The sequence below is a fragment of the Paraburkholderia sp. SOS3 genome (assembly GCF_001922345.1).
In the GTDB taxonomy this organism is placed as follows: Bacteria; Pseudomonadota; Gammaproteobacteria; order Burkholderiales; family Burkholderiaceae; genus Paraburkholderia.
Window position 1 is genome coordinate 1,553,055 of record NZ_CP018812.1, and the last position, 18,236, is coordinate 1,571,290.

Here is an 18,236-nt window from a genome sequence, read left to right on the forward strand (position 1 = left end):
CCATGCTCCGTCGCGAGGTGCCTCCATGGCTCTCAAACCGTCACGACCGCTGCGTCTGTTCGCGGAACATCTTCGCGAACGGCGCGTCAGTCTGACCGAGCGATGGATGAGGGCCGTGTTCAACGATGCGGATCTGTCGGAGTCGGACCGCCTTACGTACGAACAGCTGGCCGATCACGTTCCTTCCATTCTCGAAGAACTCTGCAGCGCCTTCGAAGATCAGGATCTCGACCAGGTCGAGCCGTCGATCGAACAGGACGCGAAACTGCATGGCAGGCTGCGCTGGAAGCAGGGCTATCGCATCGACGAACTCGTGCGCGAACTCGATTTGCTGCGGCAGGTGTTGTTCGGTGCGATCTTCAACTACGCGGAACAGTATCCGGCGTTTTCGCGGCGTCACGAGGAACGCGCGCGGCATTTCATCGACGAGGCGATCAGTTTCGTGACGCTCACGTCGATCCGCGAGGTCATGACCGAGCGCGACCGCAAGATCGACGAATACACGGGCCGGCTCGAACGCGCGAATCATGAACTGCTGCTCAAGCAGAAGCTCGTCGGCGAATTGTATGAATCGCGGATGCAGCTCACGCGCAGCGTCGTGCACGATCTGCGCAACTTTCTCAATGTGTTTTCGATGGCGTTGCAGATGATTGCGCGCGCGCCGGCAAAGACCGATGCGGCGCTCGCGCTCGCTAACCGGCAGGTCGGCGACATGAAGACGCTCGTCGACGAACTCGTCGAATATTCGATCGTGCTCGGCGATACGAATCCATTCGCCACCGAGGCCATCGATCTGCGCGCGCTGTTCGACGAACTGGTGGCCTCGTGCGGCCCCACGGTGGAAGCGAAAGGCTTGCGCCTCGTGCAACGGTTCGATCGCGAACTGGGGACGATCGTGTCGAACCGGCTCAAGCTCAAGCAGATCGCACTCAATCTGTTGTCCAACGCGGCCAAGTACACGAAGGCGGGTGAGGTCGAACTCGATATGCACGCGTGCGGCGAGATGCAGTGGTGCCTGCGGGTGTCGGACACCGGCGTCGGGATCGGTGCGGCCGATCAGGAGCGCGTCTTCAAGGAATTCGAGCGCGCAACGCACGAGGATGTGCCGGGCGTCGGGCTCGGGCTCGCGATCGTGCGCGAACTGTGCCGCACGCTGCATGGAGATCTGCGATTTGCGTCGCACGAAGGCGAGGGGACGACGTTCGAGATTATTTTTCCGCTGCGGCTCGATACGGACGGGTGATGCGCTTCATGCTGCGGTGCGGATGCGGTTGATACGCAAAGTGGAATTCAAACGAGAAAGGCCGGGTATTTCACCCGGCCTTTCTTTATTCGTTCAAGCGAAGCGGTCGTGCGCTCAGCCGAACAGCTTGACTGCCTGCAGTAGCGTGTTGGTCACGCCCCATGCGAGCGGAATCAGCACATACAGCCAGAAGATAATGAGCAGGCCCTTGTTGGACGGATGCTCCTGAGTCGTGGTGTTCATAAGGTCCTCTTTATTTCTCGGCGGCCAGTTGGGCTTCGGTCATATGGTGCTTGTCGTCGACGCGTTTCACGAGCAGGTTGCAGATGAAGCCGACCACGAGCAGCACGGCCATCAGGTGCACGGTCAGCGTGTACGCATCGGCTTTCGCGACGCCGTGTGCGACTTCGTACGCACGAATGTAGTTCACGAGCACCGGGCCCGCCACGCCTGCCGCGGCCCATGCGGTCAGCAGACGGCCGTGGATGCCGCCGACGAAAGCGGTGCCGAACATGTCGGCAAGATACGCCGGCACGGTCGAGAAGCCGCCGCCGTACATCGACAGGATCACGCAGTACGACAGCACGAAGAGCGCGATATTGCCCGAATCCGCGAAGGTCGGCACGAAGTAGTACAGCACCGCGCCGAGCACGAAGAAGATGAAGTACGTGTTCTTGCGGCCGACCCAGTCCGACGCCGACGCCCAGATGAAGCGGCCGCCCATGTTGAACAGCGACAGCAGGCCGACGAAGCCGGCTGCGGCCGCGGCCGTCACCGTGCTCTTGAAGCTCTCCTGAATCATCACCGACGCCTGGCCGAGAATGCCGATGCCGGCCGTCACGTTCAGGAACAGCACGAGCCAGATCAGGTAGAACTGGGGCGTCTTGAGCGCCTGGTCGATATGCACGTGGTTGCGCGTGATCATCTTCGTCGTCGTGGTCGCGGGCGGCGTCCAGCCGGCCGGCTTCCAGTCCGCCGGCGGCACGCGGATCGCGAGCGAGCCGATCGTCATCGAGATGAAGTATGCGATGCCGAGCACGACGAACGTTTCGGCGACGCCGATGCTCGTGGCGCTCTTGAAGTGATTCATCAGCGCCACCGACAACGGCGCGGCAATCATCGCGCCGCCGCCGAAGCCCATGATCGCCATGCCGGTCGCCATGCCGCGGCGGTCCGGGAACCAGCGGATCAGCGTCGAGACCGGCGAGACGTAGCCAAGACCGAGGCCGATGCCGCCGATCACGCCGTAGCCGAGATACAGCAACCAGATCTGGTGCGTCCACACGCCGACTGCGGAAACGAGGAAGCCGCCGCCGAAGCAGCATGCGGCAGTAAACATCGTGCGGCGCGGGCCGACGTGCTCGAGCCACTTGCCGGCGAATGCGGCCGACAGGCCGAGAAACACGATCGCGAGCGAGAAGATCCAGCCCAGCGTGGTCAGCGTCCAGTCGTCCGGTGCGGACTGCGTAATGCCGATCACCTTCGTCAGCGGTCCGTTGAACACGGAGAATGCGTAGGCCTGACCGATACACAGGTGCACGGCGAGGGCGGCCGGCGGCACCATCCAGCGCGAGAAGCCTGGGCGGGCGACAGTTGCCTGCTTAGAAAAGAACGAAGGCGCGCCGGATTTATCGCCGGGCTTTGTAATACTGCTCATGTGGTCGGTCTCCGATGGGGTGCGTCTTGCTCGTTATCGGTCGTCGGCTGTTTAACTTGAGGGTTTTTGACGCGACGGCCTGTTATCGGACCAAAAAGCGGACCCAAAAAACTCATGAATAGCATATGCAGGTAGATTGCATATGACGGCGCGCCGCACAAACGCCGTCGTGCCGATTTGCGAGACAATATTGTGTGCGGTCGCGGTTGGCAATATGAAGTCAGGAAACATATTACTGATGCGCCGCGATCATGATGCGATGCGGAATTTCAAGGCTGCGTAAGGCGATTGTTGGTGTGCCTGGATGCGTGCCGAATGGGTGATGTCGCTATTTTGCAGTGCAGCGAAACATCGAACATGGCACGTATGATCAATGTGTTTTACCTAATCTGGCGTGCACGGCGGGCGCTCGCATGTTAGGTTTTTCACCGAGTTCAAAAAGCAACAACCCTTGATATACTACATACAAAGTTATTGACGTATGTCGCAGCGCAGCATATGATTGAGTCATTCTGAACACTCAATCGTATGGAGCTTGAAATGGATTTCGTATCTCTGGCGCTGCTTGCCGTTGGTTTCGTGGGTCTCGGCGCTGCCGCGACCGTTTTGCTGACTAATATGGTTCCGCTGCATGTTGCATCGCTCGCCGCGAAGCACGGTCGGTACGCTGGCCTCGCGGGCGCTCATGGCGACGCGATCGTGCAGGCACCGGTCCGTGCATCCGTTAAGAAAGAGGCGATGAATGTCGTCGGAACTTCAAACTGAAAACGTAGTGGCCTCGCCGTTGACGCTGGCGCTGCAACCTATCAATGCGAGCGCCAGCTTGCGCGACCAGGCCTATGCGATGTTGCGCCAGGCGATTGCCGACGCGGACATCTATCAGTCGAAGGACGAAATACGGCTCGACGAGCGTTTGCTTAGCGAAACGCTCGGCGTGAGCCGCACGCCGGTGCGTGAAGCGATGACGCTGCTCGAGCAGGAAGGCTTTCTGCGCATGGTGCCGCGGCGCGGTATCTATATTGTGCGCAAGAGCAAGCGCGAAATCGTCGAGATGATCCAGATGTGGGCGGCGCTCGAGAGCATGGCCGCGCGCCTCGCCACGTTGCATGCCACCGACGAGGAAATCGCGCGGCTGCGCCATATGTTCGACAGCTTCCGCGACACGACGCCGGCCGAGCATATCGCCGAATATTCGGACGCGAATATCGCGTTTCATCAGGCGATCGTCGAGTTGTCGAAGTCGCAGATGATTCTCGAGACGATCAAGAATGTCTTTATTCATGTGCGCGCGATTCGCCGGCTGACGATCTCGCAGAGCGACCGCGCGTCGCGCTCGATCGTCGATCATCTGCGCATTATCGAGGCGCTCGAACAGCGCGATACCGAACTCGCCGAGCGGCTCGTGCGGCAGCATTCGCTCGATCTTGCGGACTTCATCGAGGCGAATTGCGATTTTCTTGATTGAGCGATTGATCGTCGCGAGAGTGCGTCGCGCTGCTGCGTGGAAGGAAGAAGGAAAGCCAGCGGGTGGATCGCCCGCTGGCTTTTTTGCATCTGCGAACCCGCTTGTTTCGTTATATTCGTGAAAGGCGTATCTATTCGTGCGCCCTTGTTGTCTACCTGCTCGCTAGTGCTCGCCGGTCAAAGCCCACGCAGCGCCTGCACCATCGTTTCACCAAGCGCCGCCGGCGATTGCGAGACGTGAATCCCCGCTGAGCGCATCGCGTCGATTTTCGCGCTGGCCGTTCCCTTGCCGCCCGAGATGATCGCGCCCGCGTGACCCATGCGGCGGCCCGGCGGCGCACTGGTGCCGGCGATAAAGCCGACCACCGGCTTTTTCGTGCGCGCCTCCTTGAGAAACTGCGCGGCGTCTTCTTCGGCGGAGCCGCCGATCTCGCCGATCATGATGATGCCGTGCGTATCGTCGTCGGCGAGAAACATCTCGAGGCAGTCGATGAAATTCGTCCCGTTCACCGGATCGCCGCCGATGCCGATGCAGGTGGTTTGTCCAAGGCCCGCGGCCGTGGTTTGCGCCACCGCTTCATAGGTCAGCGTGCCCGAACGCGATACGACGCCGATCTTCCCCGGCCGGTGAATATGGCCGGGCATGATGCCGATCTTGCATTGCCCCGGCGTGATCACGCCGGGGCAGTTGGGCCCGATCAGGCGCGTGTCCGAGCCGGCGAGCGCGCGCTTGACGCGCACCATGTCGACGACGGGAATGCCTTCGGTAATGCAGACGACGAGCGGCACGTGCGCGTCGACGGCTTCGAGAATCGCATCGGCGGCGACGGGCGGCGGCACATAAATAACCGATGCGTTCGCACCCGTCGCATCGACGGCATCGGCGACGGTATCGAACACCGGCAGCCCGAGATGCATCGAGCCGCCTTTGCCCGGCGTCACGCCGCCGACCATTTGCGTGCCGTACGCGAGTGCCTGTTCGGAATGGAAGCTGCCTTGCGACCCGGTGAAGCCCTGGCAGATCACTTTGGTATTGTGGTCGATCAGAACGGCCATGTCAGTGTGCTCCCGAGTGTTGAACGGCGGCGGTTTGCTTCGGCGCCTGCGGTTGTGCGTTGTCGTTCGCTTTCTGGCGAATCGAGGAGACGACCTTGTCGGCCGCATCGGCAAGATGGTCGGCGGACAAGATCGGCAAACCGGAGTCGCGCAGAATCTGCTTGCCGGGTTCGACGTTCGTGCCTTCGAGGCGTACCACGAGCGGCACGCGCAGATCGATCTCGCGCGCGGCGCTGACGACGCCTTCCGCGATGACGTCGCAGCGCATGATGCCGCCGAAGATATTGACGAGGATCGCTTCGACTTTCGGATCGCGCAGAATCAGCCGGAATGCGGTCGCCACCCGTTCCTTCGTCGCGCCGCCGCCGACGTCGAGAAAGTTCGCCGGCTCGCCGCCGTAGAGCTTGATGATGTCCATCGTCGCCATGGCGAGGCCGGCGCCGTTGACCATGCAACCAATGTTGCCGTCGAGCGTCACGTAGTTGAGCCCGTGTTTTGCAGCTTCGAGTTCGGCCGGATCTTCTTCGGCCTCGTCGCGCAGCGCTTCGATCGACGGATGCCGGAACAGCGCGTTGTCGTCGAAGTTGATCTTCGCATCGAGCGCTACGACGTCGCCCCACGCGGTCACGACGAGCGGATTGATCTCGACGATCGACGCGTCGAGTTCGACGAACGCGCGGTACGCATTCAGAATGAACTGCGTCGCCGACTTGACCTGACTGCCGGCGAGGCCGAGACCGAACGCGATCTTTCGCGCGTGGAACGGCTGCAGGCCAGTGGCCGGATCGACCGCAACTTTCAGGATCTTTTCGGGCGTGCGCGCTGCGACCTCCTCGATTTCCATGCCGCCTTCGGTCGATGCCATCACGGTGATGCGCGATGTTGCGCGATCGATGAGCATGCCGAGATACAGCTCGCGCTCGATCGCGCAGCCTTCCTCGATATAGACGCGCTTCACCTCGCGGCCGGCCGGACCCGTCTGCTTTGTCACGAGCACCGACGACAGCATCTGCGCCGCGTTCTGCGCGACCTCGTCGACTGTCCTGACGACGCGCACGCCGCCCGCGCCATTGGGATCGTTCGCAAAGCGGCCCGCACCGCGGCCGCCCGCATGAATTTGCGATTTGACGACCCACAGCGCGCCGCCGAGTTCGCGTGCCGCCGCGGCCGCTTCTTGCGGCGTGAACGCGACGCGGCCGTTCGGCACGGCGACGCCGTAGCCTCTCAGCAGTTCCTTCGCCTGATATTCGTGAATGTTCACAGACTCCTCCTCACTGGATGTATTTCGGGATCGGGGCAGTGGGGGAAAGACTTCTCTTGACGGGCTGTGAAATATGGTATGTGATATATCAGAACGGTTCAAGGGACTAGGGTGGTCGGTATTTTCCCTCGGTTGCGCGTCCAGCGCGCCGGAAAACCGAGCGCAAAACCTTGCCAGTAAAGGACTTGACGCAATTCAAGCTTGCGCGCCGCAGCATCAAAATACGCTTGATGCATTGTGATATATCACATACCGTATTGATCGGGGCATGCGAGATGCGCGTCGTGTACGAGGCCTGGCAAGACCGGCTACGTCCGCGGTAACCGCCAGATAACGCATAGGAGACAACTTATGTCCGCTAGAGTTTTATCCCCCAGTACCGGCATCGGAGGCCGGCATCGCGCACTGCCCGTTTCATCCGACCATGAACAGGTGAAGCAAGGGAAGGAGACAAATCATGGCTAAGGCACTCGACGGTGTGCGCATTCTCGATTTCACGCATGTGCAATCCGGACCGACCTGCACGCAGCTGCTCGCATGGTTCGGCGCCGATGTGATCAAGGTGGAGAGGGCCGGTACCGGCGACGTGACGCGCGAGCAGCTGCGCGACATCCCGGACGCGGACAGCCTTTACTTCACGATGCTCAATCACAACAAGCGGTCGGTAACGATCGACACGAAGAACCCGGAAGGCAAGAAGGTTCTCGAAACGCTGATCAAGACCTGCGACGTGCTCGTCGAAAATTTCGCTCCGGGCGCGCTCGATCGCATGGGCTTCACATGGGAGCGCATCCAGGAACTCAATCCGCAGATGATCGTCGCGTCGGTGAAGGGCTTTGGTCCCGGGCCGTACGAGGACTGCAAGGTCTACGAGAATGTCGCGCAATGCGCGGGCGGCGCGGCATCGACGACCGGTTTCGACGATGGTCCGCCGGTCGTGACCGGTGCGCAGATCGGCGATAGCGGCACCGGCCTGCATCTCGCACTTGGCATCGTGACCGCGCTGTTCCAGCGGACAAAGACGAATCGCGGCCAGAAGGTGCTCGCCGCGATGCAGGACGGCGTGCTGAACCTGTGCCGCGTGAAGCTGCGCGACCAGCAGCGTCTCGCGCGCACCGGCGTCATGAAGGAATACCCACAGTATCCGAACGGCACCTTCGGCGAGGCCGTGCCGCGTGCCGGCAATGCGTCCGGCGGCGGCCAGCCGGGGTGGATCCTCAAGTGCAAGGGCTGGGAAGCGGACCCGAACGCTTATATCTACTTCATCACGCAGGCGCCTGTGTGGGCGAAGATCTGCAACGTGATCGGCAAGGAAGAGTGGGCGACCGATCCCGACTATGCGACGCCGGCCGCGCGTCTGCCGCACCTCAAGGAAATCTTCGCCGAGATCGAACGCTGGACGATGACGAAGACGAAGTTCGAGGCGATGGATATCCTCAACAAGTACGACATTCCGTGTGGTCCGATTCTGTCGATGAAGGAGATCGCCGAAGACGAATCGCTGCGCAAGACAGGCACGATCGTCGAAGTCGATCATCCGGTGCGCGGCAAGTATCTGACCGTCGGCAATCCTATCAAGCTGTCCGATAGCCCCACGGATGTCACGCGCTCCCCGTTGCTGGGCGAGCACACCGACGAAGTGATGACCGAGCTCGGCTATTCGGCGCAACAGATCGCGGCGTTGCGTACCGCGGGTGCGATCTGAGCCGCAGTGGTCCGATTGGACGAAGTTCGATAGCGGAAGCCGACAGGCGCGCGTGTTCACGTGTCGCCTGTCGGCGCTTCAGTTGGTGTTTTAACCGGCAATTGGCAGGCCGGGCGGCTTCATAACCAGAATCGGAGACATGACGATATGGCACACGAAGACTCCCCCTCGCTGCGGGAACGCGGCGGCGCTCACTCGTCCGACAAGGCGGTTGCGCCGAACAAGGCCGTCGTGCAGCACATCCTCGATAACGTAAAAGAGGAAGGCCGAAATTCGCTGACGGCGCCGGAAGGCAAGCTTGTATGTGACGCGTACGGCATTGCCGTGCCGAAAGAAGGGTTGGCGACCGACGCGCACGAGGCCGCGCAGATCGCGGCGCAAATGGGTTTCCCGGTGGTGCTGAAGATCGTGTCGCCCGAAATCCTGCACAAGACGGAAGCGGGCGGCGTGCTGGTCGGCCTCAAGAGCGAAGCCGAAGTCGAGCGTGGCTTCGCGACGATCATGGACAACGCGAAGCGCTATAACGCGAGCGCGAACCTGCACGGCGTGCAAGTGCAGCAGATGGTAGGCGGCGGGCAGGAAGTGATTGTCGGCGCGGTAAGCGACCCGTCGTTCGGCAAGCTCGTTGCGTTCGGCCTCGGCGGCGTGCTCGTCGAAGTCCTCAAGGACATCACGTTTCGTCTCGCTCCCGCGACGCGCGACGACGCGCGTTCGATGCTCGACAGCATCGCCGCGGCGGAGATTCTGAAGGGCGTGCGCGGCGGCGATGCGGTCGACCGCGAAGCGCTTGCGGCACTGATCGAAAACGTCTCGCGCCTCGTTTCCGACTTTCCGCAGATCTCCGAGCTCGACCTGAATCCGGTTTTCGCGAGCAAGGACGGCGCGATCGCGGCGGACGTGCGCATCGTGCTGGATTTCGCGCCGCCGGCGCCGCGTTACCGGCCGAGCCAGCAGGACATCGTGCGGCAGATGAACCGCATCATGCGGCCCGACCGCATTGCGGTGATCGGAGCGTCGGCCGAAGACGGCAAGATCGGCAACTCCGTGATGAAGAACCTCATCAACGGCGGTTATCAGGGCGAGATTCTGCCGATTCATCCGAAGTCCGAAGAGATTCTCGGACGTAAGGCTTACAGAAGCGTGCTCGACGTACCGGGTGATATCGACGTCGCGGTGTTTGCGATCCCGGCGAAATTCGTCGCGGCCGCGCTGACCGAAGTCGGCAAAAAGAAGATTCCGGGCGCGGTGCTGATCCCGTCGGGCTTCGCCGAAACGGGCAATGTGGAAGGTCAGGAAGAGATCGTGCGTATCGCGCGCGAGTACGACATTCGCCTCATGGGCCCGAACATCTACGGCTTCTACTACACGCCGAAGAACCTCTGCGCGACCTTCTGCACGCCGTACGACGTGCAGGGCAAGGCTGCGCTCTCGTCGCAATCGGGCGGCATCGGCATGGCGATCATCGGGTTCTCGCGCTCCGCAAGAATGGGCGTGTCCGCGATCGTCGGTCTCGGCAACAAATCGGATATCGACGAAGACGACCTGCTGACGTTCTTCGAACAGGACGACCATACCGAAATCATCGCGCAGCACTGCGAAGACCTGAAAGACGGACGTGCATTCGCGGAAGCGGCGGCACGCGTGTCGAAGAAAAAGCCGGTGGTCGTGCTGAAGGCGGGTCGCACGAGCATGGGCGCACGTGCGGCAAGTTCGCACACGGGCGCACTCGCGGGCAACGACCGCATCTACGAGGATGTGTTCAGGCAGTGCGGCGTGATCCGCGCGCGATCGCTGCGCGATCTGCTCGAGTTTGCGCGCGGCATTCCGAAGCTGCCGACGCCGCAGGGCGAGAACGTCGTGATCATCACCGGCGCGGGCGGCTCGGGCGTGCTGCTGTCGGACGCTTGCGTCGACAACGGTCTTTCGTTGATGACGATGCCTGCCGATCTCGACGCGGCATTCCGGAAATTCATTCCGCCGTTCGGCGCCGCGGGCAATCCGGTCGACATCACGGGCGGCGAGCCGCCGACCACGTACGCAAACACGATACGTCTCGGTCTCGAGGATCCGCGCATTCACTCGATCATCCTCGGCTACTGGCACACGATCATCACGCCGCCGATGGTGTTCGCGAAGCTCGTGATCGAAGTGAAGGAGGAAATGAAAGCGAAGGGCATCGAGAAGCCAATCGTCGCGTCGCTAGCAGGCGACGTGCAGGTCGAGGAAGCGGCCGAATATCTGTACGAGCACGGCGTACCGGCTTATGCGTATTCGACTGAAATTCCGGTAGCGGTGCTCGGTGCGAAGTACAAGTGGGCGCGCGGCGCAGGGAAAATCTGACGCGGGCCGGATCGTTGTGTGTGCAACAAGCGGTGGCGTGGCTCTCTCACAATCATCAGGAGCCGCGTCGCTTGCGCAACGGAGTAAGCATGGAAACCTGGATGCGTTTTGTGTCGAGTGACGGTCGTATTGTGTTCGGCAAGGTGGACGGCGCGGATCTGCATGAGCACCTGAGCCTCGAACATCCGGTGCCGACCGGTGCGGTGCTGCCGGTGCGCGCGCTCAAACCTTTGGCGCCATGCGCGCCGCGAAAAGTGATCGCGCTGTGGAACAATTTCCATGCACTGGCTGCGAAGCTCGAAAAGCCGGTGCCCGCGCATCCGCTCTTTCTGATCAAACCCGCTGAATCGGTGATCGGTGCCGAGGAGCCGATTCTGCGGCCCGCGCACTATGCGGGGAAGATCGCCTACGAAGGCGAACTGGGCATCGTGATCGGCAAGCGCTGCCGCAATGCGAGCGTCGAAGAAGCGGGCGCCTCGATTTTCGGCTACACGATCGTCAACGACGTGACGGCCGCGGAACTGCTGAACGAGAATCCGCATTTCCCTCAATGGTGCAGAGCGAAAGGCTTCGATACTTTCTGTTGTATCGGCCCCGCGATCGCAACGGATTTCGACTGGCGCTCGGCAAGTGTCGTGACGACACTCGAGGGTGTCGAACGTCAGAACTATCCGCTCTCCGATATGGTGTTCACGCCGGCAGAGCAGGTCAGCATGATTTCCCAGGATATGACGCTGGAGCCCGGCGACGTCATCGCCTGCGGCACGTCGCTTGGCGTCGGCTCGATCAAGGATGGCGCATCGGTGTCGGTCACGATCGCCGGGATCGGCACCTTGACGAACCGGCTCGCGGCAGCGGGCGATAAGGTGCGGCAAGCTGCAACTGCCGCCGCCGGCGCGGTTTGATACGGCATGGAAAGAAGATCGGTAATACGGATCGTGGAGACAACATGCCGAATGGAATGGCCGATTCCGGTCAGCGAGATATCAGTGAAGTGAGCGGCAGGCGGCAATCGATGGTTGCACTTGCAACAATCGGCTGCTGCATCGTGGGCCTTGCGTCGCTCGCCGGTGGCTTTGCGCGATATTTTTCGTCGGCGGCGATATGGACGGCGAGGGATAGCGGCGAACGCATCGGTCTTTACATCGCCGTGTTTGCCGGCGCGTTACTGCTGTCCGCGTCGGCGATCGCATTCTTCAGACTACGCAATACGATGCGCGACGCAGTGCACGCGCATATCAGCGCATGTCCGGGCTGTGCGGTGGTCGATTTTGTCGCATTGTTGTTGTGCGTCTGGCTCGGCTATGGCTTCGTGACGGAAGCATCGCCGGCCATCGGGTTTGCGGTTCTGCTGGCCGCGGGCGGTCTCGCAGCCGCATTGGGCGTGCATCTCGCGATGACGGTCGATGATCGCTATGGTTTGCTCCATGCAGCAGCGCATGGCCGCCGGCAGCACACCGCGCAGGCGGCGCGCACGCGGTGCGGCTCAGCGCGGTGGCGCGAGGCGCTGTTTCGCGTCGAATGGCGTGCCGATGTCATGGACGCACAGGCTGCTGACGATTTCACACAGCGCTGGACGTTGACGGTTGCATCGAAGCGCCGCGGCGGCGGTATGAACATTGGCAGCCCGTCGCGCGTTCGTGTACGACGTCACTGCGGGCAGCGCGTGCGCAGCCACATGCACGCCAACACACACGCCCGTAACCGGAGCCTCGCGCGATGAAGCGATGTCCGCGCGGATCTGATCGGCATGAACGGGCGCTCGCGATAGCGCACCGGTTAGCCAATGCTCGCGCGGTGCCGGCCGCATTATTCGGCGGCTGCTTCGCGGTAAAACTCAGACTTCTTCTGGAAAATCAGCTGAGCGAGAAAGTCGGCGTCGTACGCCTTCAGCAGATGCGCATGGAACCGCTCGATATAGGCGGTGATACGCGCGATTTCGCTGTTGAATTCCTGCTTCAAGACGTCGAGCGTTTCGCTGTCCCAGCGAAAACGCAGACCGAGGTCGCTGAAAGCGCTGTTGTACGCGCACAGGCTGGGATCTTCGGGGCTGTTCGCGGCGACGCGAGCAGCGGGCGAAGCGGTGAGCGTGGCAACCGAAGTGTGATTCATGGCGGGACTCCTGAGCTGGCGAGTGATAAGACTCGCCTCAAGCATAGAAGCCCTGATGGATTTGCAATAGTTAAAGTTTTATTTGGATTCCATATGGAATCACTTATGGGTGATCAGCCGCGTGACGCGCGTGATCTCTTCTATATGATTAGCGCCTTCTTCCATCAGGAACTGTTTGAACGCGACCGCGACGGGCGGCAGGCGCTTGTTCTTCCGGTGGACGACGTACCAGTTCAGCATTACGGGAAAACCCTCGACATCGAGCACCGTGAGATGGCCGACCTGCAATTCGAGGCTGATCGTGTGCGCGGAGAGGAAGGCGATGCCCATGCCGGCGATCACGGCCTGTTTGATCGTCTCGGTGCTCTTGATCTCCATGGCGATCTTCAGGTTCGTCAGGCGTCCCGCGAAGCCTTCCTCCATCGAATTCCAGGTGTCCGAGCCGCGCTCGCGCACAACGAACGCTTCCTCGGCGAGCTGCGCCATCCTGATGTGACGTTTGCCCGCCAGCGGGTGGTTCGGCGGCGCGACGATCACATACGGGTGCGGCGCGAACGCTTCGTTGATGGCATCCATTTCGTGCGGCGGGCGAACCATCACCGCAAGGTCCGTCTGGTTCGTCGCCAGTTGATGCAGCAGTTCCTCGCGGTTATGCACCGCAAGGTTCAACTCGACGCCCGTGTAGCGGCGCGTGAATTCGGCGAGCAACCGCGGAAAGAAATAGTCGCCCGCACTGATCACAGCGACGTTCAGCTTGCCGCCCGAGACGCCCTTAAGCTGACTCATCGCTTCGTCGACTTCGTGGAACTGCTGGATGATCGTCCGGCTGTAGTGAAGCATCTCGTTGCCGGCTGTCGTCAGATAGATCTTTTTGCCGAGTTGTTCGAAGAGCGGCAGGCCCGCGTGCTCTTCGAGCTGCCTGACCTGGGTGGACACTGCGGGTTGCGTCAGATGAAGTTCTTCCGCGGCGCGGGAAAAACTCAGATGCCGGGCGACAGTCTCGAACACCTTCAACTGGCGGAGTGTCGCGTTTCTCATCGTCATGGCCGATGTATAAGCTGGAATGAATCGACATGGTAACAAGATTTAATTATCCGTAATTCAGCAATGACCCTAGCATCAACCTAAATGGCGGCGTCTGCCTGTGTACATTGGGTTTACAGCTTGCTTGATGCGCGGGTTAACGCTTAGGCCCAGAATGAGGGCGTCGAAGCTGAAACAGAGCTTGCCTGAATGTTTGGGTCGCTGATTTTTTTGGACCGACGGAATGACGCCTGGCGTCTGACCGTTTGCGTATAGCAGTGAACCGGCAGTTGCCGTTTTTAGACCCGGCGTAACGATCGGGGTAGAACTACAAAGTGGCATGCATGTAATCCGGCAATCCGGCCGGTTGCAGAAAACATATCGGAGACAAAGCAATGGAAGACATCTCTCGGCAGGCTCCGGCCCCCGCGTTCTGGCGGAACCGCTGGTGCCAACTCTTCGTCGGCATCTTGTGCATGGCGCTGGTCGCCAATCTGCAATACGCGTGGACGCTATTCGTCGCACCGATGAACGCGCGTCATCACTGGGGCCAGGCTTCAATCCAGCTTGCGTTCTCCATCTTCATCCTGACTGAAACGTGGCTCGTTCCACTGGAGGGTTATCTCGTCGACCGGTTCGGTCCGCGTCCCGTCGTCGCGGTTGGGGCGCTTTGCGCAGGACTCGCCTGGGTAATGAATTCGTTTGCGACCACGCTTCCCGAGTTGTATGCGGCAGCGGTCATCGCGGGTATCGGTGCGGGCGGCGTTTATGGCACTTGCGTCGGCAATGCGCTAAAGCTGTTCCCGGATCGTCGCGGTCTCGCAGCGGGTTTGACCGCAGCGGGCTTCGGCGCGGGTGCGGCCGTGACGGTCATTCCGATTGCGAACATGATCACGGCGCAGGGCTACGAGCACACGTTCCTGTTCTTCGGCATCTTGCAGGGCGTGGTGATTTTCATCCTCTCGATGCTGTTGAGGAAGCCTGAAGCGCACAAGGGGCCGGCGATCAAGCGCAAGTTCGCGGTGTCAAAGACCGACTACACGCCTGGCCAGATGATCAAGGCGCCGGTGTTCTGGGTCATCTACGTGTGCTTCGTCGCGGTTGCGGCGGGCGGCCTGATGGCGACAGCGCAAATCGGTCCGATCGCGAAGGACTTCGGTCTAGCCAAGCTTCCGATGACGTTGTTCGGCGCAACGTTGCCGCTGCTCACGATGACGCTGTCGATCGACAATATCTGCAACGGCTTCACGCGTCCGCTGTGCGGCTTCATTTCGGACAAGATCGGACGCGAAAACACGATGTTCGCGATTTTCATCGGCGAAGGTCTCGCGCTTCTCGGGCTGATGGAATACGGCACGAATCCGTATGCGTTCATGACGTTCGCCGCATTGATCTTCCTGTTCTGGGGCGAAATCTTCTCGATCTTCCCGGCCATTTGCGCGGACACGTTTGGCAGTAAATTCGCCGCATCCAACGCGGGCACGCTGTACACCGCGAAGGGCACCGCATCGCTGCTCGTGCCGGTCGCATCGGTGCTTGCGGCGACGGGCGGCTGGAATCTCGTGTTCATCGTGTCGGCGGTGATCACGATCGCGGCCGGCGTCTCGGCGAAGTTCGTGCTTGCGCCGATGCGTGCACGCTGGATCGAGGCGAGCGACCCGCTCGTGAGCGACGCCACCAAAAGTGGTGGCCCGTCACGACTGAGCACGTGGCCCGAGCAAACGGGCGAGTAATGACGTAAATGAGGACGCAAATGAGCCGGCCTGCAATCGAGCCGTAACTCGCGGCAATCACAGGTCGGCCATTTCGCCTCACAGGAGCCAAGCGGCGTACACATGAACGTTTCATTGCAGCAACTGAAGGTGTTCGTCGCTGTCGCGCGCCAGCGCAGCTTTACGCGCGCCGCGCGCGAGTTCGATCTGACGCAGTCGGCGGTAAGCCGCTGCGTCCGCGAACTCGAGGAAGCAATCTCGTTGCGACTGTTCGATCGGACCACGCGCCAGGTCGAACTGACGCTGGCCGGCGCGAGCCTTGCGCGGCGCATCGGGCAACTGCTCGACGAAATCGATCTGACATTGCGCGAGGAGCGCGCGGCACACCACGGCCATACGGGCGTCGTCACCGTCGCGAGCAACCCTGTGCTGTCGTCGAGCTGGATACCTGAATGCATTGCCCGTTGCGCGACCGTCTTTCCCGGACTTGTCGTCGATGTCAAAGATGAGCCGCAAGACGCCGTGCTCGCTAGTGTCGATCAAGGCGATGTCGATTTCGGCGTCGTCTCGGACTTCGACGTGCACAGCAACGATACCTTGCTGGCCCACCCTCTATTTTCCACCCCTCTTTGCGCGGTTCTGCCCGACACGCACGCGCTGGCCCGCGGCACGACGCTGATGTGGAGTGCGCTCGGCGACGCGTCGCTGATCACGCTCAATGGCGACGCCGGCAGCCGTGGCGCGGTCGAGCGCGGGATCGGTGCGCACCGTGTGCACGTGCGGCGCATGCAGGAATGCGGGCACGTCGCGGCGGTGATGCGCATGATCGAACTGGGGCTCGGAATCGGCGTGCTGCCGGTTGGCGCACACTGGCCGGCGCCCGCCGCGCGGCTCGTGGCGCGTCCCTTGCTGCCCGAAGTATCGTTCACGACGATGCTCGTGCGGCACCGCAACCGGACCTTGCGGCCCAATGCCGAAGCCGTGTGGTCGCTCTTCTGCGACCGCGGTCGCGCACCGGGCCGCACATCCGGTACGGCGCGCGCCGACGGACATGTGTCGTCCGAGCCTGCAACGGCCGCGCCTGCGCCCGTTGCATCTGCGCCGGCCGCATCCGCTGGCGCAGCGCCGCTGCGTACGTCCAGACAAGCCTGAAAAAAAAGTCGACGCTTCGGTAGGCCCGGGATCTGTCTTTGCAAGGAGTACAACCATGGGCACTGAATCCGACCTTCGGCAGCACGATCTGCTAATCAATGGAGAGCGCGTGCCGCCCACGAGCGGCGAATACTCGGTCGATGTCGACCCCGCCACTGAACAGCCGATTGCGCGCGTCGCGCGAGGCAACGCCGCGGATGTCGACGCTGCGGTGCGCGCGGCACGCGCGGCGCTTCCCGTCTGGAACGGCATGCGTGCGGGCGAGCGCGCGCGCATTCTCACGCGCTTTGCCGATCTGCTGCGCGAGAATCAGCACGAAATCGCCGAACTCGAAAGCCTCGACGGCGGAAAGCCGATTTCCGGGGTATTGCGCCAGGATATTCCGGCTGCGATCGATACGCTCGCGTACTACGCGGGCTGGTGCGACAAGATTCACGGCGAAGTCGTGCCGGTCCGGCCCGACGCGCTCACTTATACAGTGCGCGAGCCCGTCGGCGTTGTCGCCGCGATCGTGCCGTGGAATTTCCCGCTGATGATCGGCATGTGGAAAATCGCGCCGGCGCTCGCGTGCGGCTGCACGCTGATCGTGAAGCCCGCGGAAATCACCCCTCTATCGGCGCTTCGCGTGGCTGCGCTCGCGCTCGAAGCGGGCGTGCCACCGGGCGCATTCAACGTCGTGACGGGCAAGGGCAGTGTAGTCGGCGATGCACTCGTCGCGCATCCGGGCGTCGATAAGGTGACGTTCACCGGTTCGCCGTCGGTCGGTCGAGGCATTCTGCAGGGCGCGGCGAGCAACTTCAAACGCGTCACGCTGGAACTCGGCGGCAAGTCGGCGAACGTGATCTTTCCCGATGCGAATCTCGACAACGCCGTGCGTGCGGCAGCATCGGGCGTGTTTTTCAATACGGGGCAGGTGTGCTCGGCAGGCTCGCGCATTCTTGCGCATCGAGATGTCTACGATGGTGTCGTCGAGCGCCTCTGCGTGCGTGCGCAGTCGATCAAGGTAGGTGACCCGGCGCAGCGCGAAACGGGCATGGGACCGCTGATTTCCGATGCGCAGATGAAAACGGTGCTTGGTTATATCGAAGTTGGCAAGAACGAAGGCGCGTCGCTCGTGACAGGCGGCACGCGAATCGGCGAGCGTGGTTATTTCGTCGAACCGACTGTTTTTGCAAACGTCGAGCATGAGATGCGTATCTCGCAGGAGGAGATCTTCGGACCCGTTGCAAGCGTGATCAGATTCGACGACGAGGCCGACGCGATCCGGATTGCCAACGGCACGCCATATAGTCTCGCGGCAGGCGTATGGAGCGCCGATATCGGCCGCGTGCATCGCGTTGCGCATGCACTCCGGGCGGGCACCGTCTGGATCAATACGTACGGCTATACCGATGTGCGTTTGCCATGGGGAGGGGCGGGCGACTCGGGCTTCGGCCGCGAACACGGGGACGTCGCAATCGAAAACTTCACGGAGCCGAAGTCGATCTGGCTCGCAATCGATCATTGACATC

The 18,236-nt window shown here is 61.6% G+C and carries 16 protein-coding genes; 10 read left to right on the forward strand and 6 right to left on the reverse strand.

The window, feature by feature from the left end; genetic code table 11:
• Positions 1-25 precede the first annotated feature (25 nt).
• Complete coding sequence (locus BTO02_RS26980; RefSeq protein WP_075160181.1) at positions 26-1,243, forward strand: sensor histidine kinase; 1,218 nt, start codon at positions 26-28, stop codon at positions 1,241-1,243.
• Positions 1,244-1,357: 114 nt separating this feature from the next.
• Here the strand turns inward: BTO02_RS26980 and BTO02_RS26985 are convergent, their stop codons facing one another.
• The gene (locus BTO02_RS26985) at positions 1,358-1,486 is read right to left on the reverse strand and encodes an MFS transporter small subunit (protein WP_075160182.1); all 129 of its coding nucleotides are present in this window, start codon (positions 1,484-1,486) and stop codon (positions 1,358-1,360) included.
• Positions 1,487-1,496: 10 nt separating this feature from the next.
• A complete protein-coding gene (locus BTO02_RS26990) occupies positions 1,497-2,900 on the reverse strand; it encodes an L-lactate MFS transporter (protein WP_075160183.1) in 1,404 nt (467 codons plus the stop codon).
• A gap of 540 nt (positions 2,901-3,440) precedes the next feature.
• Between BTO02_RS26990 and BTO02_RS26995 the strand changes: the two genes are divergently transcribed.
• Positions 3,441-3,665 carry a hypothetical protein gene (locus BTO02_RS26995; RefSeq protein ID WP_075160184.1) on the forward strand — a complete coding sequence of 75 codons (225 nt, stop codon included), beginning with the start codon at positions 3,441-3,443 and terminating at the stop codon, positions 3,663-3,665.
• Positions 3,643-4,365 (forward strand): GntR family transcriptional regulator, encoded by a 723-nt coding sequence (locus tag BTO02_RS27000; RefSeq protein WP_075160185.1) that lies wholly within the window; start codon positions 3,643-3,645, stop codon positions 4,363-4,365. Before BTO02_RS26995 ends, BTO02_RS27000 begins: the two co-directional genes overlap by 23 nt.
• Before the next feature lie 176 nt (positions 4,366-4,541).
• Here the strand turns inward: BTO02_RS27000 and sucD are convergent, their stop codons facing one another.
• Positions 4,542-5,420: a succinate--CoA ligase subunit alpha gene (sucD, locus tag BTO02_RS27005; RefSeq protein WP_075160186.1), complete on the reverse strand. Its 879-nt coding sequence runs from the start codon at positions 5,418-5,420 to the stop codon at positions 4,542-4,544.
• A gap of 1 nt (position 5,421) precedes the next feature.
• On the reverse strand, positions 5,422-6,681 hold the full coding sequence (sucC, locus tag BTO02_RS27010) for an ADP-forming succinate--CoA ligase subunit beta (protein ID WP_075160187.1): 1,260 nt from the start codon (positions 6,679-6,681) through the stop codon (positions 5,422-5,424).
• A gap of 457 nt (positions 6,682-7,138) precedes the next feature.
• Between sucC and frc the strand changes: the two genes are divergently transcribed.
• The 4 genes from frc to BTO02_RS27030 all read left to right on the forward strand — a co-directional run bounded on the left by frc (position 7,139) and on the right by BTO02_RS27030 (position 12,449).
• Positions 7,139-8,386, forward strand: coding sequence for a formyl-CoA transferase (gene frc / locus BTO02_RS27015; RefSeq protein WP_075160188.1), 1,248 nt, complete (start codon positions 7,139-7,141; stop codon positions 8,384-8,386).
• A gap of 147 nt (positions 8,387-8,533) precedes the next feature.
• Entirely contained in the window at positions 8,534-10,726 is a 2,193-nt protein-coding gene (locus BTO02_RS27020; protein ID WP_083615401.1) for an acetate--CoA ligase family protein, read from the forward strand.
• 89 nt (positions 10,727-10,815) lie between these two features.
• On the forward strand, positions 10,816-11,631 hold the full coding sequence (locus tag BTO02_RS27025) for a fumarylacetoacetate hydrolase family protein (protein WP_075160189.1): 816 nt from the start codon (positions 10,816-10,818) through the stop codon (positions 11,629-11,631).
• A 110-nt stretch (positions 11,632-11,741) separates the two neighbouring features.
• The gene (locus BTO02_RS27030; protein WP_075160190.1) at positions 11,742-12,449 is read left to right on the forward strand and encodes an NAD(P)(+) transhydrogenase (Re/Si-specific) subunit beta; all 708 of its coding nucleotides are present in this window, start codon (positions 11,742-11,744) and stop codon (positions 12,447-12,449) included.
• Positions 12,450-12,535: 86 nt separating this feature from the next.
• On the opposite strand, the gene BTO02_RS27035 is transcribed toward BTO02_RS27030, so the two are convergent.
• Both BTO02_RS27035 and BTO02_RS27040 read right to left on the reverse strand, forming a co-directional pair.
• Positions 12,536-12,838: a hypothetical protein gene (locus BTO02_RS27035; protein ID WP_075160191.1), complete on the reverse strand. Its 303-nt coding sequence runs from the start codon at positions 12,836-12,838 to the stop codon at positions 12,536-12,538.
• 99 nt (positions 12,839-12,937) lie between these two features.
• Positions 12,938-13,882 (reverse strand): LysR family transcriptional regulator, encoded by a 945-nt coding sequence (locus tag BTO02_RS27040; protein ID WP_075160192.1) that lies wholly within the window; start codon positions 13,880-13,882, stop codon positions 12,938-12,940.
• Positions 13,883-14,256: 374 nt separating this feature from the next.
• Here BTO02_RS27040 and oxlT point away from each other — a divergent pair, with 374 nt between their 5' ends.
• The 3 genes from oxlT (at position 14,257) to BTO02_RS27055 (ending at position 18,232) form a co-directional block, all read left to right on the forward strand.
• Entirely contained in the window at positions 14,257-15,594 is a 1,338-nt protein-coding gene (oxlT, locus tag BTO02_RS27045; RefSeq protein ID WP_075160193.1) for an oxalate/formate MFS antiporter, read from the forward strand.
• Between the two features lie 102 nt (positions 15,595-15,696).
• The gene (locus BTO02_RS27050) at positions 15,697-16,725 is read left to right on the forward strand and encodes a LysR family transcriptional regulator (protein WP_075160194.1); all 1,029 of its coding nucleotides are present in this window, start codon (positions 15,697-15,699) and stop codon (positions 16,723-16,725) included.
• Between the two features lie 55 nt (positions 16,726-16,780).
• Entirely contained in the window at positions 16,781-18,232 is a 1,452-nt protein-coding gene (locus BTO02_RS27055) for an aldehyde dehydrogenase family protein (protein WP_075160195.1), read from the forward strand.
• Positions 18,233-18,236: the final 4 nt, after the last annotated feature.